Source organism: Pseudoduganella aquatica (assembly GCF_009857595.1).
Classification (GTDB): Bacteria; Pseudomonadota; Gammaproteobacteria; order Burkholderiales; family Burkholderiaceae_D; genus Rugamonas; species Rugamonas aquatica_A.
This window is the reverse complement of sequence record NZ_WWCU01000017.1, coordinates 110578-126638: the sequence shown is the minus strand read 5'-3', so window position 1 is coordinate 126638 and position 16061 is coordinate 110578. Positions and strand designations below refer to the sequence as shown.

General features: G+C 61.0%; 16 protein-coding genes and 1 pseudogene. 16 read left to right on the top strand and 1 reads right to left on the bottom strand.

Annotation, left to right across the window (positions count from 1 at the left end):
* Positions 1–289: 289 nt before the first annotated feature.
* A protein-coding gene (locus tag GTP77_RS16425) for an IS3 family transposase (RefSeq protein WP_229202227.1) occupies positions 290–1539 on the top strand; the annotation gives its coding sequence in 2 pieces (ribosomal slippage) (positions 290–575 and positions 575–1539; 1251 coding nt in all).
* Between the two features lie 36 nt (positions 1540–1575).
* On the opposite strand, the gene GTP77_RS16420 is transcribed toward GTP77_RS16425, so the two are convergent.
* Positions 1576–2496, bottom strand: coding sequence for a reverse transcriptase domain-containing protein (locus GTP77_RS16420; RefSeq protein ID WP_223149361.1), 921 nt, complete (start codon positions 2494–2496; stop codon positions 1576–1578).
* Positions 2497–3050: 554 nt separating this feature from the next.
* Here GTP77_RS16420 and GTP77_RS16415 point away from each other — a divergent pair.
* The 15 genes and pseudogenes from GTP77_RS16415 to trbJ form a co-directional block, all read left to right on the top strand.
* Positions 3051–3287, top strand: a pseudogene (locus GTP77_RS16415) (transposase domain-containing protein); the annotation flags it as partial.
* A 224-nt stretch (positions 3288–3511) separates the two neighbouring features.
* Positions 3512–3859, top strand: coding sequence for an IS66 family insertion sequence element accessory protein TnpB (gene tnpB / locus GTP77_RS16410; RefSeq protein WP_161073216.1), 348 nt, complete (start codon positions 3512–3514; stop codon positions 3857–3859).
* Between the two features lie 60 nt (positions 3860–3919).
* Positions 3920–5443: an IS66 family transposase gene (gene tnpC / locus GTP77_RS16405; RefSeq protein ID WP_223149360.1), complete on the top strand. Its 1524-nt coding sequence runs from the start codon at positions 3920–3922 to the stop codon at positions 5441–5443.
* A 17-nt stretch (positions 5444–5460) separates the two neighbouring features.
* Positions 5461–5949: a hypothetical protein gene (locus tag GTP77_RS16400; RefSeq protein WP_161073214.1), complete on the top strand. Its 489-nt coding sequence runs from the start codon at positions 5461–5463 to the stop codon at positions 5947–5949.
* A 131-nt stretch (positions 5950–6080) separates the two neighbouring features.
* Entirely contained in the window at positions 6081–6500 is a 420-nt protein-coding gene (locus GTP77_RS16395) for a transposase (protein WP_260048805.1), read from the top strand.
* Between the two features lie 448 nt (positions 6501–6948).
* Entirely contained in the window at positions 6949–7320 is a 372-nt protein-coding gene (locus GTP77_RS16390) for a transcriptional regulator (RefSeq protein ID WP_161073212.1), read from the top strand.
* 132 nt (positions 7321–7452) lie between these two features.
* A complete protein-coding gene (gene trbB / locus GTP77_RS16385) occupies positions 7453–8412 on the top strand; it encodes a P-type conjugative transfer ATPase TrbB (RefSeq protein WP_161073211.1) in 960 nt (319 codons plus the stop codon).
* 12 nt (positions 8413–8424) lie between these two features.
* Positions 8425–8853, top strand: coding sequence for a conjugal transfer system pilin TrbC (gene trbC / locus GTP77_RS16380; RefSeq protein WP_229202226.1), 429 nt, complete (start codon positions 8425–8427; stop codon positions 8851–8853).
* Positions 8854–8855: 2 nt separating this feature from the next.
* The gene (locus GTP77_RS16375; protein ID WP_161073210.1) at positions 8856–9167 is read left to right on the top strand and encodes a conjugal transfer protein TrbD; all 312 of its coding nucleotides are present in this window, start codon (positions 8856–8858) and stop codon (positions 9165–9167) included.
* Positions 9164–11701: a VirB4 family type IV secretion/conjugal transfer ATPase gene (locus tag GTP77_RS16370; protein ID WP_161073209.1), complete on the top strand. Its 2538-nt coding sequence runs from the start codon at positions 9164–9166 to the stop codon at positions 11699–11701. Before GTP77_RS16375 ends, GTP77_RS16370 begins: the two co-directional genes overlap by 4 nt.
* Positions 11698–12462 (top strand): VirB8/TrbF family protein, encoded by a 765-nt coding sequence (locus tag GTP77_RS16365; RefSeq protein WP_161073208.1) that lies wholly within the window; start codon positions 11698–11700, stop codon positions 12460–12462. The genes GTP77_RS16370 and GTP77_RS16365 overlap by 4 nt, the downstream gene beginning before the upstream one ends.
* An 11-nt stretch (positions 12463–12473) precedes the next feature.
* Complete coding sequence (gene trbG, locus GTP77_RS16360; RefSeq protein ID WP_187358738.1) at positions 12474–13370, top strand: P-type conjugative transfer protein TrbG; 897 nt, start codon at positions 12474–12476, stop codon at positions 13368–13370.
* A 2-nt stretch (positions 13371–13372) separates the two neighbouring features.
* On the top strand, positions 13373–13864 hold the full coding sequence (locus GTP77_RS16355) for a conjugal transfer lipoprotein TrbH (RefSeq protein ID WP_161073207.1): 492 nt from the start codon (positions 13373–13375) through the stop codon (positions 13862–13864).
* Between the two features lie 5 nt (positions 13865–13869).
* Positions 13870–15267 carry a TrbI/VirB10 family protein gene (locus GTP77_RS16350; RefSeq protein ID WP_161073206.1) on the top strand — a complete coding sequence of 466 codons (1398 nt, stop codon included), beginning with the start codon at positions 13870–13872 and terminating at the stop codon, positions 15265–15267.
* 23 nt (positions 15268–15290) lie between these two features.
* On the top strand, positions 15291–16055 hold the full coding sequence (gene trbJ / locus GTP77_RS16345) for a P-type conjugative transfer protein TrbJ (protein WP_161073205.1): 765 nt from the start codon (positions 15291–15293) through the stop codon (positions 16053–16055).
* Positions 16056–16061: the final 6 nt, after the last annotated feature.

Genomic DNA, 16061 nt, shown 5'->3' with positions numbered 1-16061 from the left:
GCTGCACCTGAACTGGAAGGTTGCGGCCTACAATTTGCGCCGCCTTTCCTACCTGAAGCAGGCCAACGTCGAGGCGTTCTAACGCCCGTAGTCCGCCTGGAGTGCCGAAATCAGGCGGTTGCGCTGGCGAGATGGCCAACTAATCGGCCCGACGGATCGCGTCTGCGCCTCAATGGGCATTATCTGCGTCATGCTCGGAGCCGATTTCCCAGTAATTCGAGGTCCCCTATAGTGGATCCCGAATACGAGACGATGGTTTAAGCTGTGGTCCGTGAAAGGATGACAGCAAATGAGTGAAGGTAAAAAACGGCGAGTGCACACGGCTGAATTCAAGGGCAAGGTCGGCCTTGAGGCCGTGCGCGGGGTGAGGACGGTGACGGAGATCGCGCAAGAGTACGGCGTGCATCCAGTGCTGGTTGGTCAATGGAAGAAGGAGATCCTGGACAACGCGGCGGTCTTGTTTGATGCCAAGCGTGGTCCCAAGCCGGTCGATGAGAGCAGCCCCGAAGACAAGCTGTATGGCGAGATCGGGCGGCTGAAGATGCAGGTCGACTGGCTTAAAAAAAAGCTCGGGGACTGACTCAGGCCGAGCGCTCGCAGTGGATCGAACGCTGCGACAAAGTGGCGCTGGCAATGCAGTGCGAGCTGGCAGGCGTGCCGCGCTCCTCGGTCTACCGACGCATGGAAGCGGCGCGCCGGGTCCAACTCGAAGATGCGGAAGATCTGAAGCTGCGCGGACTGATTGACGAAGAGTACACCAGGCGCCCCTTTTACGGCAGCCGGCGGATGGTGGTGTTTTTGCGAAACGGCGGCCATGTCGTCAACCGCAAGCGCGTGCAGCGCCTAATGCGCAGCATGGGCTTGGCGGGCATGGCGCCGGGGCCGAACACGAGCAAGGCGCATCCGCAGCACAAGGTTTATCCGTATCTGTTGCGGGGCGTGCCGGTGACGCGGCCCAACCATGTGTGGTCGACAGACATCACCTACATCCGGCTGGCGCGGGGCTTCGCCTATCTGGTGGCTGTCATCGACTGGTACAGCCGCAAGGTGCTGTCCTGGCGCATCAGCAACAGCATGGACGCGTCGTTCTGCGTGGACTGCCTGGAGGACGCCTTGCGCCATCACGGAAGGCCGGAGGTGTTCAACAGCGACCAGGGCTCGCAGTTCACCAGCGCGGCCTTCACCGACGTGCTCAAGCGCGAAGGCGTGACCATCAGCATGGACGGACGTGGGCGGGCGCTGGACAACATCTTCGTCGAGCGGCTGTGGCGCAACGTGAAGTACGAGGATGTGTATCTGAAGGGGTACGCCAACATGGCGGAATTGATGGTGGGCCTGGCGCAGTATTTCGCGTTCTACAACGCGGAGCGACCGCACCAATCGTTGGGCTACCAGACGCCCGACATGGTCTACAGTGCCGGGGTTGGTGGCGGCGCCTTGATCGTCGACAGGTTCGGCGATGACGGCGAGAGGCCGCAGGAAAAGAATAGTACGGGACAGCGCCGGGCAGCTGAGGAAGTGGCAATGGGCACAGCTTAAACTAACTGGCAAAGTGTCTTGACTGACGGGTCCACTTTACTGTCCTACGGTGTAGCCAAGGAAATCAAACCGTTGTTCAGGCAGTTGGACCAGCCGGGTCTTCTGATCGTTGACCGTCAGGCCCAATTTGGACATCAGGTGCCGCATCGTCACCATCGCCTCTTGCCCCATGCCGGGTCGGCACAGGAGCACGAAGTCGTCCGCGTAGTTGACTACTTCGGCTTGTAGCCGCCGCGCATGTCCACCGTGGTACCACGCCAACATGAAACGACGGAAGTACAGGTTCGCCAACAGCGGGGAGATAACGCCTCCTTGCGGTGTACCGCGATTGGTGTCCCGTGCCACCGTCGTGCGAGTCTCCCCGCCCGTGTGGTCCCGTTCGACAACGGGGGTATCAAGCCACTGGCGTATGACCGCCAGCACGGTCCCATCGGCAACCCGCCGCGCAACACAGCGCAGCAGCCGACCGTGAGGGATCGTATTGAAGTAATCAGCGAGGTCGGCATCCACCACTTCGCGCGCTCCCCTATCGGCGATGCCGTAGTGAATACGTCGCAGTGCCATCTTGGCGTCCATGCCTTCGCGGAAACCATACTGCCAGGGGAACAGGTCGCCATCGAAAATGGGACCGATCACGAGCAGAACGGCCATCTGCGCCACACGGTCGCGGACGGTTGGAATGCCCAGCGGACGTTGTCCGCCATTTGCTTTGGGAATCCATACACGCAGCAGGGGCGCGCACCGATACGACTTGGTGCGCAGCTCCTGCCTCAATCTTTGCAGCCAGCTCGCCAGCCCGTAGTCTTCGATGTCCGCGAAAGTTTCGCCATCCACCCCGGCGGCGCCGCGATTGGCGCGGCAGCGCCGGTAGGCTTCGTACAAAACATCATCGCGGCACACCTTGTCCCACAGGCTGTAGAACCGATAGGCTGCTTCGCTCTTGGCTTTCGCCTGCAACGCGCTCTGCAAGGTCCGAACCGAGTCAAGCGGGGTTGATAGGCGTACGCCAATCCCCGGGTTCTTCCTGCTTTGAACGTTTGCACCGGAACAGGGGGCCTTCGCTCCACCGGCGTTACCCAGCTTCGTCACTACTACCCCCCCATCCGCCATCCGCAATGGCCGACTCCACCCCTCGCGAGGTCGTCGTTGATCGATTGCCTGTGGATCACCATCACGGACCTCCCTTGTTGCACGATTAACCCATACCATGCGTGCTGCCACCACTACCCCGGTGGACGCGGCACCTGCGTTTCACGCTCGCTTCGGTGCCGCCGTCGGCCTTCCTCGTTATTATGGCGAGTCGGCATCCACGACGACGTTTCGAGGCCTGCTCAGTGTTCACTCACGTTGCGGCCCGCATGGCTCGCTGGCCTCCCAAAGAGGCCTTTTCAAGAAGTGCTTCAGTCCATTCGTTGCCTCCTGAACCGCCCCTTGTGCTTCTGGCCGGAGCGCGAGTTAGCCAGGTCGGAATTTTCACCGACTGATCAATCGTGCCTTAGCAAGGCACACACAACAATCCGGTCGAGAACGCCATCCGTCCCATTGCCATCGGCAAGAAGAACTGGCTGTTCACCGGTTCGGAGCGGGCCGGCCGCCGCGCCGCCGCCATCCAAAGCTTGTTCGCCACCGCCAAGTTGAACGGACTCGATCCGTTGCGCTGGCTGGCCGGCGTACTGGAACGTCTCCCGACGTGCCCTAACAGCCAGCTCGATACGCTGCTGCCATTTCCGAACTCTACGCAGTCCTAAACCCGCTGAACAGGTGGGACGGCTGGACGCTTACTCATTCCGGTGCTGCCGGATTCAATGATGGAGTGCGCCGCGCCGGTCACGCCCCCTGCCGTTGCGGCACCGGCCAAATCAGCGGCACGCGATAGCGTCGTCATCAGCAGCGGCGGGATGCGCATCGAGCTGACTGGCGCCCACGCCGACCGGGTCGTGCGGCAACTGCTTGGTCGTCTTGGTGGCTTCTCATGCTGATCGCAGGCTCCTGCCGCGCCTATGTATGCCGCGACCTGGTCGATATGCGCAACGGCGTCGATGGCTTGTCCTACCTGGTCGAACCGCTGCTAGCGCAGCACCCCATGTCGGGTCACCTGTTTGTCTTCGTCGGGCGTGACCGGCGCAAGGTCAAGATCCTGTACTGGGACCGCACCGGCTTCGCGCTTTGGTACAAACGGCTCGAACGCGGCCGCTTCCCGGCGCCGGAGTCGCTTACCCAGCGCGGCCTGTCGGTCGCCGAGCTGCACGCCTGGCTCGAAGGCATCGACATCCCGCCGCTGCAACCACATCCGCCCGTCACGGCACAGCGCGTCGCGTGATGCTGCGATAAATTTTTCATCCGCTGTAAACGCGCCGGCGTGCTCATGCGTTTGACCTGCATGCTGGCGCTCATCGATCCCTCCGACCTCCCACCCGACCTCGACGCGATGCGCCGCATCGCCCTCGAACAGAATCGGATCGCGCACGATCTGTGGACGCAAGTCGAATTGCTCAAGCACCAGTTGGCCCAGTTCGTCCGTGCGCGCTTCGGCGCCAGCTCGGAGCAGCTTCCCGGCCAGGGCGATCTGTTCGCCGAGACCGTCACCATTCCGGTACCGCCGGCCTTGCCGGCCACGCCGGTCGCCGGTCACGTGCGGCGGGGGCGCCCGGCGCTGCCCAAGGACTTACCGCGCGAGCGCGTCGAGTATGACCTGAGCGACGCCGAGAAGGCATGCTTCGACAGGATCGAGAAGATCGGCGAGGAGGTCTCCGAAACCCTGGACTACACGCCGGCAAAGCTGACGGTGATCGAGCACGTGCGCATCAAGTACGCGTGCAAGAAGGATGGTGAATCGACCGTGCGCACAGCGGCGGCGCAGCCGTCGCCACTGCCGAAGTCCAATGCCAGCGCCGGTCTGCTGGCGCAGGTGTTGGTGAGCACCTTCGCCGACCATCTGCCACTGAACCGCCAGGAGACGATCTTCAAGCGCCATGGTGTGCACCTGCCACGCGCCACCTTGTGCGAATGGAAGCTGGCTGCGGCCGAACTGTTGGCGGTGCTGCGGCCGGCCCTTAAGGCACATATCCTGGCCGCGTCGCGCGTGCACTCCGACGACACTACAATGCCGCTGCAGGAGGCTGGCCGTGGCAGCACCAAGACGGCGCGCCTGTGGGGTTACCTTGGCGCTGGTCAGCGCGAAGAAAACGGCTTGTGGGTCGATCATCCGCCGGCGCTCCTGTTTGAATTCACCGAGTCGCGCGAGGCGATTCATCCGGCGACTTTCCTGGCCGGCTACCAGGGCTATTTGCAGGCCGACGCCTACAGCGGCTATTCGGCGCTGTATCGTGGCGGGCGCGTGATAGAGGTCGGTTGTTGGGCCCATTGCCGTCGCAAGTTTTTCGAGATCGCCAAGGTGCAGAAAACACCCGGATTGGCCAGCGCGGCGCTGGCCTGGATCGCACGCTTATACGCCATCGAGAGGACCATCGGCGGCCTGACGCCGGACCAGAAGTTGCGACAGCGCCAGGAACACAGCGTCCCGCTGCTGGCCGAGTTCCGCCGCTGGCTTGACGGACATGTGCCGCAACTGGTGCCGCAGGCGCCACTGTCCCAGGCATTCGGCTACGCCTTGCGCAACTGGGAGGCGCTGGTGCGCTATACCGAAAGCGGTGTGCTGGTACCCGATAACAACGTGATCGAGCAAGCGATCCGGCCGATCGCCGTGGGGCGCTCGAATTACCTGTTCGCTGGTTCGGCGCGTGGCGGCCACGCGGCGGCGACGATGTACTCGTTGATCGGCACGGCCAAGCTGAACGGAATGAATCCCTACCTGTGGCTCAAGGACGTGCTGGTCCGGCTGCCATCGCAGCCGATCAACCGGGTCGCCGAGTTGCTGCCGCTGCCGGCCTACCAATGGGCGTGACACGTTAAAATTACGGCATGGACTCCCGCCTTCTTGACGCTCTGCGTAACGCCCCCAGCCTCGACTTGTATGAATTGAGCCTGGCACTCAACCAAATGCTCGCCGACCCGCGTCGCATCCTCGACGTGCGCCGCCATCTGCACCTGGGCGCGCAGGTGATGTATTTCGACCACCGCCGGGGCACCCTCGCGCCAGGCCGCGTGCTGCAACTACAAGCGACCAGCGCCACCGTTCAGGACACCGCCACGCATTCGCAATGGAAGCTGCCCTACGCAGCCATCGTCGCCGATCCGGCACAGCGAGCCGAGCAGGCACCTCCCATGCCGCAACGCCCCCTTGATACGACCGCGTTCAAACTCGGCGACACGGTCAGCTTCACCGACAAGCATCTGCGCGAACGCATCGGCACCGTCACCCGCATCAACGCGAAGTCATGCTCGCTATTATGTGACGGCGAACAATGGCGCGTCTCGCCGGGGCTGCTGCGTAAGATCATCGATTTGTAAGCAGCGCGGCGGACACGGGTTCCGCTGACACTTACCGCAAATCTAGCCAATTGTCACTATTGGACTGCCCCCGGTGCAAAGGCTCGCTGATGGATTGGCAGGCACGCATCTAATAATTGCCTAATTAAAAAATGAATCTCCACGAGTCTGTTAGGCCCCCGCGAGCCGTTCAAAATACCTTCGTTCGACCTCTGCCGGCGGAAGCTTGTCATCAAATCCGTGACGGCGAGCTCTCGGCCAGTGCCGACAAGCGCTACAAGTTGATCCGCAAAATCAAAGTCTGCACTGCGGGCGAGCACGACACGCTGCATCTCGACGTGCTCGCCCCCTGCAATATCAGCCGCAACGTCTACACCGACAAGGGCTACGTCAATGGCAAGCGCGAGGCGCGGCTGAAGGCCGAAGGCTGGGGCATGCATATCCAGCGCAAAGGCAGCAAGGAGAAGCCGCTGTCGGAGGCGCAAGAGCGGCGCAACCGCCGCCTCGCCAAGCCGCGCGCCCGCGTCGAGCATGTCTTTGCCGGCTTGGCCCAGCTGGGCGGTAAGGTGTAGCGCTCGATAGGCTTGGCGCGCGCTACGCTGCACCTGAACTGGAAGGTCGCAGCCTACAATTTGCGCCGCCTTTCCTACCTCAAGGAGGCCAAGGTCGAGGCGTTTTGACGCCAGTGGTCCGTCCGGAATGCCAAAACTGGCGATTCCGATGACGAGATGACTGGTGAAACGGGGCGTCGAGTCGCGCCATCGCCGCCATCGCGGCTATTTCCGTCCAACCTCAAGCCGGTTTTCCAGTAAATCGAGGCTCCCTGAAGTGATTCCACTGAGCCGCGCGCTCAACGACAGCGTCCTGCGCACCGGGAGCGGGGGGCAACTTGACGACAGCACTCCGCGGTGCGCATCGGCAGTAGAATCTTCAGAAGACCGGGAATGGTCGACGTTCTTATGGTAATCTCAACTCAACGCCCTATGAGACTTTAGCCGCTAAAGGATCGGAACTCTTCAAGTGTACAGCCTTATTTTTCTAACCAACGTCCTTCGACTTCTCGACGAGCGTGGGATCACAAAATATGAGCTGGCTGACCGGTCCGGTATATCCATATCGTTTCTTTCCGACCTTACCAACGGCAAGGCCAACCCGTCCTTGAAGATCATGGAGTCCATCGCGCAGGCACTGGGCGAGCCTTTGCCGGCGTTGCTCGAAAACACTGACTTGGATCAAGAAGCACTGGCGACCCTGTCACCACGTCCCATCGCCCCATCGCTTCCCGATGGCTACGTCAGAGTGTCGGCAATTCTTACAGAATTCCAGGCCTTTACTGTCGAGCAATGGGACAGCGCAAACCGGGCCCTGGTTGCCACGTCACAAAAGAGATAGCCCCCCATTCCCCACCGCCTAGTTACCAGGTTGGAACCAGCATAACGTTTGTTTTAAATCAAACCGTTCAAATTTTTTCGGTATAGCCTTTGATTGTGTGGCAAGGCATCGCACAACAGGGGTATATCGATCATGGCTGAGGCTGAAGATTTCTCGACGCTGAAGGATCGGGCTAAAAAGAAGCTCGAACGCGACATGGGGCCGCAGCTCCTGGCTGCCCTGCACGATCCGCGAACGGTCGAAATCATGCTCAACGCCGACGGCCGCCTGTGGCAGGAGCGGTTGGGCGAACCCATGAAGTGCATCGGCACGCTTCGCGCCGCCCAGGCAGAGGCCATTATCAAGACGGTCGCCGGCTACCACGGAAAAGAAGTCACGCGCGGCAAGCCAACCTTGGAAGGCGAACTGCCGCTGGATGGCTCCCGATTCGCGGGACAGCTTCCTCCAATCGTTTCTTCCCCAACCTTCGCGATCCGCAAGAAGGCCGTCGCGATCTTCACGTTGGACCACTACGTGAAGGCCGGCATCATGTCGGCCGAACACTGCACCGCTATCCGGCAAGCCGTAGCAAATCACCGCAACATCCTTGTCGTGGGCGGCACCGGCTCCGGCAAGACCACGCTGGTCAATGCGATCATCAATGAGATGGTGGCGCATGATTCTTCGGAGCGGATCTTCATCATCGAGGACACGGGCGAGATCCAGTGCATCGCCGAGAACTACGTGCAGTACCACACGACGTCCGACATCTCGATGACAGCCCTACTCCGCACCACCCTGCGCATGCGGCCCGACCGGATCTTTGTCGGCGAAGTGCGTGGGCCAGAGGCGCTCGATCTACTCGACGCATGGAACACGGGCCACGAGGGCGGCGCCGCCACTCTGCACGCGAACAACCCTGCCGCCGGGCTAATCCGCCTGAAGTCGCTTATCACCCGCAACGAATCCGCGCCAACCGACATTGAGTCGCTGATTGGTGAAGTGGTCCACCTTGTCGTCCATATAGCCCGGACTCCTGAAGGCCGGGCCGTACAGGAAGTCCTCGCCGTTTCGGGTTACCGGGACGGCCAGTACTTAACCAAAAACCTTTGAGGAGTGCCGATCATGAACCATCCATCCTTTCGTGCGATTCCAGCACGTCAACAAGGCACGCTGGCATTCGCCATACTGCTATTCGCCATTGCGCTGGTTCTGCTGGCGCCGATGAGCGCATCGGCCAGCGTCGGCACCGGCGGCTCCTTACCCTACGAATCCTGGCTGGAGAATCTGCGGAATTCCGTTACAGGTCCGGTGGCATTTTCGCTGTCGATCACTGGAATTGTCATCGCAGGTGGTGTCCTGATCTTCGGCGGTGATCTGAATGGATTCTTCCGCACGCTGATCTTCCTGGTACTGGTGATGGCGCTGATAGTCGGCGCACAGAACGTCATGAGCACCTTCTTCGCACGTGGCGCCGTCGTCGCCATGTTGGACGATCATACGCCGAGCAGCACAGCCTCGGAAATGATCGCGGCGGGCTATCGGAATGCATAGCCATGGCCCTACGCAAAATTCCGATTCGGCGGGCTGGCAACCGCACCAACCTGTTCATGGGCGGCGACCGTGAGCTGGTGATGTTTGCCGGCCTGCTGGCCTTCGCGCTGATCTTCAGCGCGCAGGAACTGCGGGCCACGGCCTTCGGCCTCGCACTTTGGTTCAGTGCCCTGTATGCGTGCCGCCTGATGGCTAAGCACGATCCGAAGATGCGGCAGGTGTACCTGCGGCACCGTCGGTACAAACGGTTCTATGCGCCGCGCAGCACGCCGTTCCGCGCCAACTCCAGCAGCCAGGGGAGGCAATACAAATGATTGAAGGAATCGCAATCGGCATGTCCGCTCTCGGAAGCGCGATGCTAGCAATCCTGTATGGTCGCATCCAGGCAGTCAACACGGACGCCCAGCTCAAGAAGCATCGCGCCACGGGCCCTGCGCTGACGGACCTACTCGTGTACGCGGCCATGGTCGCGGATGGCGTCATCGTAGGCAAGAACGGCTCTCTAATGGCAGCGTGGGCGTACAAGGGCGAGGACAATGCGAGCAGCACCGACCAGTACCGGGAGATGACGTCGCTGCGTATCAACCAGGCGCTGTCGAACCTTGGCAGTGGCTGGATGATCCACGTTGACGCCGTGCGCCGGCCGGCGCCCGGATACGCGGAGGCTGGACTGTCCAAATTCCCCGACGCCGTATCGGCTGCCATCGACGAGGAGCGCCGCCGTCTCTTCGAGCGCCTTGGAACGATGTACGAAGGCTACTTCGTGCTGACGGTCACATACTTCCCGCCGCTCCTGGCGCAAAGTCGTTTTGTCGAATTGATGTTCGACGACGAGGCCCGCGCGCCAGACCACAGGGCCCGCACACACGCGCTCATCGACTACTTCGAGCGCGAATGCGCGAACATCAAGTCTCGCCTGTCGTCAGCCATAAAGCTCGAAAGACTTGTCGGCAATAAGGTCGCGAATGAAGACGGATCAAATGTGACCCACGATGACTTCCTGAGGTGGCTGCAGTTCTGCATTACGGGACTGAACCACCCCATGCAGCTGCCCACCAACCCGATGTACCTTGACGCCATCCTCGGTGGCCAAGAGCTGCAGTCCGGTGTCGTTCCAAAGATCGGTCGAAAATTCATCCAGGTCGTCGCTATTGAAGGATTCCCACTTGAGTCAACGCCGGGCATGCTCACGGCGCTGGGGGAATTGTCTTGCGAGTATCGATGGTCGTCCCGCTTCATCTTTTTGGATACGCACGAGGCGGTCGCGCACCTGGACAAATTCAGGAAGAAATGGCGCCAGAAGATCCGGGGCTTCTTCGATCAGGTTTTCAACACGCATACCGGCCCTATTGATCAGGATGCCGTAGCCATGGTGGCCGACGCCGAATCTGCTATAGCGGAAGTCAACAGCGGTCAGGTGGTGGAAGGCTATTACACCAGCGTTGTCGTGTTGATGGATGAAGACCGGGAGCGGATCGCCATCGCCGCACGCCAGATCGAGAAGACGATTAACAGGTTGGGCTTTGCTGCGCGCGTTGAAACCATCAACACCATGGACGCCTACGTCGGCAGCCTGCCAGGCCACGGCGTCGAGAACGTTCGTCGGCCGCTGCTGAATTCATTGAACCTGGCCGACTTACTTCCTACGAGCTCGATCTGGACAGGTCTGGATCGGGCGCCCTGCCCCCTGTACCCGCCCAATTCTCCGGCCCTCATGCAATGCGTGACCCAGGGCGCCACGCCATTCAGGTTCAACCTACACGTGCGTGATCTTGGCCATGCGCTGATGTTTGGTCCAACCCGCAGCGGCAAGTCCACTCACCTGGGCCTTATCGCAGCACAGCTACGCCGCTATCCGGGCATGATGGTTTATGCCTTCGATAAGGGCATGTCGATCTACCCGCTGACAAAGGCCATCGGTGCGCGGCACTTCACCATCGCTGGCGACGACGACCAACTTTCGTTCTGTCCACTTCAATTTCTGGCATCCAAGGCAGACCGAGCTTGGGCGATGGAATGGATTGACACCCTGCTCGCGCTGAACAACGTGGAAACGACGCCAGCCCAGCGCAACGAGATCGGCGATGCCATCATGAACATGCACGCCAGCGGTGCGCGGACCCTGTCAGAATTCTCGCTGACGATTCAGGACGAAACCATCCGAGAAGCCATCCGTCAGTACACGGTGGATGGCAGCATGGGCAGCCTGCTCGACGCAGCGGACGATGGCTTGTCACTAAGCGACTTCACGGTATTCGAGATCGAGGAGCTGATGGGCCGGGGCGAGAAGTGCGCGCTACCTGTCCTACTCTACCTGTTCCGCAGGATTGAGCGGAGTCTGAAAGGTCAACCAGCAGCGATCATTCTGGACGAGGCGTGGCTGATGCTCGGGCATCCCGCTTTCAGAGCGAAGATACGCGAATGGCTGAAGACACTCGCCAAGGCGAATTGCCTAGTGCTGCTTGCGACCCAGAACATATCGGACGCGGCGAACTCCGGCATTCTGGATGTGATCGTCGAGTCGACGGCCACCAAGATCTTCCTGCCGAACATCTACGCGCGCGATGAAGACACGGCGGCGTTGTACCGCCGCATGGGGCTGAACAATCGCCAGATCGACATCCTTGCCTCGGCAATTCCTAAGCAGCAGTACTACTTCGTATCCGAACAAGGGCGCCGTCTGTACGAGCTGGCCCTCGGCCCGCTGGCTCTCGCTTTTATCGGCGCAACCGACAAGGAATCCGTCGCATCCATCAAGACGCTGGAGGCCAAGCACGGCGAACGGTGGGTTCACGAGTGGCTGGCAAGCCGGGGACTGGATCTTCATGACTATGGGGTGATGCTATGAACCTGTTTTCAAAACTCAAGCTAAGTAAAGACAAAGACGATGTAAGCCAGGAAAGTGCCGCGTCTTTTCTGGATGGCGGGCGCCGGAAGGGCGAGAACGAAAATCCCTTCCTGTCTGCACGGCGTACTTGGAACGACCATGTCGGCGCCGTCATCGCGTCGCGCCGGAACTGGCAGCTCCTGGCCGTCCTGTCTTTGTTGATCGCCCTTGCAAGCGTAGGCGGTGTTGTCCATATCGGCAGCCAGTCAAAATTTGTTCCCTATGTGGTTGAAGTGGACAAGCTGGGACAACCCGCTGCCGTGGCGCCGGCGCAGCAGGCGCCAGCCTTAAACGAACGCGTCGTGCATGCGGCTGTCGCGTCCTTTATCAGCGACATGCGACTGGTCACGCCAGACATTTCGCTTCAACGCAAGGCCGTCTTCCGGATCTACTCCATGCTCTCGGCGAAAGACCCTGCCACGGCCAAGACCAACGAGTGGCTGAACGGCACCGAAGACAGCAGCCCTTTCAAGCGCGCGGCCAACGAAACCGTCAACACCGAAATCGCCTCAGTGATTCCGCAGACCGCTGATACCTGGCAGGTCGATTGGATCGAGACAGTGCGCGACCGCCAGGGTGCGCTGAAAGGAAAACCCTTCCGCATGCGCGCGCTGCTTACTGTGTACACGGTGCCAACCACGCCTCAGACCACCGAAGAACAGCTACGCAACAATCCGCTCAGCATCTACGTCCGCGATTACTCGTGGGCGAAGCAGTTGTAAGGAGATTGAACATGAAAACTCGATTCGCTGTGTCCCTGGCCTTGCTTACGTGTGCGATGGCGGCGGCAGCGCAGCCGGCGGACAAGAAGCTCGCCGATCTGTACTTCTCCGGCAAGAACCTGACGCTGACGCAGCAGGAGCGAGACGCGCTGGCGGTGTCGCAGCAGTGGCGCAATGCCAGTCCCTCCGGCATGCAGCCGGTGGTCGGCACCGATGGAACCATCCGCTATCTGTTCGGTGCGCAGCAGCCCAGCATCGTCTGCGCCGTGCTGCAGGTCTGCGACGTGGAGTTGCAGGCCGGGGAGCTGGTAAATTCGATTCACCTTGGCGACACTGTCCGCTGGGTTGTGGAACCGGCCATCACCGGCAGCAGCGCAACGGAGGTGCAGCACCTAATCATCAAGCCGATGGACATCGGCCTCGAAACTTCGCTGATCGTCACGACGAATCGCAGGACCTACCACTTTCGGCTGCGCTCCCACCGCACTGAGTTCATGTCCCGTGTCGCCTTCACCTATACCGAAGACGCACTCGCCAAGTGGAATACCATCAAAACCCGCGAGGTTAAAGAAAAGCAGGAACGCACAATTCCGCAAACGGGCGAGTACCTGGGCGACCTGAATTTCAGCTATGAAGTCGCGGGAAATGCGGCATGGAAGCCCATTCGGGTCTACAACAACGGGACCAAGACCATTATCCAGATGCCCGCCGCCATGGCACAGACCGAGGCGCCAACGCTGCTGGTCGTGCGCAAGGACGGCGGCTGGTTCACCGATGCCGAGATGGTGATGGTGAACTACCGTGTCCAAGGGGATCGCTATATCGTGGACACCGTGTTCGACAAGGCGTTGCTGGTGGCGGGCGTCGGCAGCAACCAGGACCGCATCACGATCACGCGGGAGAAATGATTATGCGCGCCCTGCTCTCCCTGATCGGCATCCTGTCTTTCCTCACGGGTTGCGGCTCCGCAAGCACCAGCACGAGCGGCGGCTACGGCAACTTCATCCCAAGCGCGCTGGCTGCGCATGAGAAGCAGCTGGCCGACGATGCGGCGCGTCAGCTACAACTGCTGTACCCACCAGCCAGCACCAGATTGGATCTCAGGCAGTCGGCGCCGGATGGATTTGGCAAGCAACTGGTGGAAACGCTACGGAGCCAGGGATACGCCCTGCGGGAAGTGCCACCAGCAGTCGGACCTGCTGCCGCCGAGAGCCATGCAGCACCTGCGGCCTCAGCCTCGGGCGCAAGCGCCAGCATTCCGTTCAACTATGTGCTGGACTCCATCACGTCGCCGAAGCTATACCGAGTTACGCTGGTCTTGGGCAGCCAGACCATGACCCGCGCCTACGTACCGCAAAGCGAAGCTGTCCACCCGGCCGGTGCGTGGGTGCGCAAGGAGTAGCCGTCATGAGCCAGTCCTTAGACATGTCCCCGGACGCCTCCCCCGGCACGCCTACCGGCAAGAGCGGCGTGCGCAGGGTTAACAATCTGCCGATCTACATCCTCTGCGGCTTGATGGCCGCGTTCCTGCTGATCATGGCGCTGGTGGCCGCTGATCGCGCGGAGAAGCAGCGTCGGCCGCCCGAAGTCAAAGACACCAACACCACTAGCACCAGCATGTTCGCGACCGAACTGGCAGGTCCGCAAAAGGACGGCATTATCCCTGCCGCGAAAGCAGCACCGCTGGTGGCGCCGGACGTTCCTATCGACTCCCCTGCCATCACCGTAGTGCGTCCCGACACGCTCGAAGCGCCGCCGGTCCCGCCTTCAACGGCCACGCCATCGGCGCCGCAGCAGGATCAGGATCCGCGTGTGCGGATAGCCATGGAGAAGATGCACATGCTTGAAGAAGCGATCAAGGCGCGCACCAACGTACAGGCGGCCGCGCCGCGCAGCTCAGGGTCGGCGCCCGCTGGATTGCAAAAGGTCGATGCTCCGCTTTCGAGAGAGGAAGCCATCACGCGCATCGCCGCCGCGCAGCAACAGATCGACATGCAGAACACGGACGATCCGACTGCCATGTTCCAGGCGCGCCTGCAACAGCTCCAGCAAGCTGGCGTGATGGGGGCCGCGACTGCCTCTGCTGGCGGGCCAGAACAGGCCCAGGCGGCGCAGGGCCTGCAACCGGCAGCATCCCCGGGCAAGAGCTACGGGCAGTTCGACGGCAGCGCGCAGCAGGACCGCTGGCGCCTCGACCAGCAGGTTCTAGCGCCCCGCTCTCCGTATGAGCTGCGCGCAGGATTCGTTCTCCCCGCCATCCTCATCTCCGGCATCAACTCAGATCTGCCGGGGCAAGTCATTGGTCAGGTCAGTCAGGACGTGTTCGACACCGCCACTGGCAAATGGACATTGATACCGCAAGGCTCGCGCCTTGTCGGCCAGTATTCTAGCGACATCGCTTACGGCCAAGCGAGGGTCTTGATCGCGTGGCAGCGCATTATTTTCCCGGACGGTAAAGCGCTCGACATTGGCGCCATGCCTGGAGCCGACAGCGCCGGGTACGCCGGATTCCACGACAAGGTCAACAACCACTATTTCCGGCTATTCGGCTCGGCGCTGCTGATGTCCGGCGTCACGGCGGGGATCGCGCTTAGCCAGCCCGAGTCGCTTTACGGGAGCCGCCAGACCGCGCGCAGCGCAATGAGCGAGGCACTGGGCCAGCAGCTGGGCCACGTCACCGCGCAGATGATCGCCCGGAACATGGGGATCTCGCCAACGCTGGAAATCCGGCCCGGCTACCGGTTCAACGTGGTCGTCACCAAGGATTTGACCTTCTCGAAGCCCTACAGGGCCTTCGACTATTAGATTTCTTGAAGGAGGTATGCATCATGAAGAATTTCAACATCAGGGTACTTGTGCCCGCACTCGCGCTTGTCGCAGCACTCGTTCCCGGCCCGTCCGCCGGCGGCGGCCTGCCGGTCATTGACGGCGCGAACCTGTCGCAAAACATGGTGACGGCGCTTGAAAACGTCGCGCACACATTGAAGCAGATCCAGCAATACAAGACTCAGCTGGAGCAGTATCAGAACATGCTGCGCAACACGTTGGCGCCGCCGATGTACATTTGGGACATGGCCACCAGGACTATGAACGATCTCCGCACGGCCATCGACACCTTGCAGTATTACAAAAGCAGGCTCGGCAGCATCAATGCCTACCTTGGGAAATTCAAGGATACCGCCGGCTACCGAAGCTCGCCGTGTTTCACGTCACGCGGGTGCTCTGACCGCGACTGGGCAGCGCTTGGGCAATCTCAAGACTTAGCCTCAGAAGCTCAGAAAAAAGCGAACGACGCTCTTCTCATGGCGCTCGACAAACAACAGGAGGCTATGGAACTGGACGCGCGCCAGTTGCAGCGGCTGCAATCGGGCGCACAGGGCGCCAGCGGTCAGATGCAGGCCCTCGGCTTTGCCAATCAACTAGCAAGCCAACAAGCGAACCAGTTGCTGCAGATCCGAGCCCTTCTAATCGCACAACAGAACATCATCGCTACCAGGTACCAAGCGCTCGCCGACCGCGAGGCTTTAGCACGCGCATCTGATTCTGTCGTCCTACAGAGCACCTATAGAGCCTCCCGTGCGCGCGGGTGGTAGGAGGCC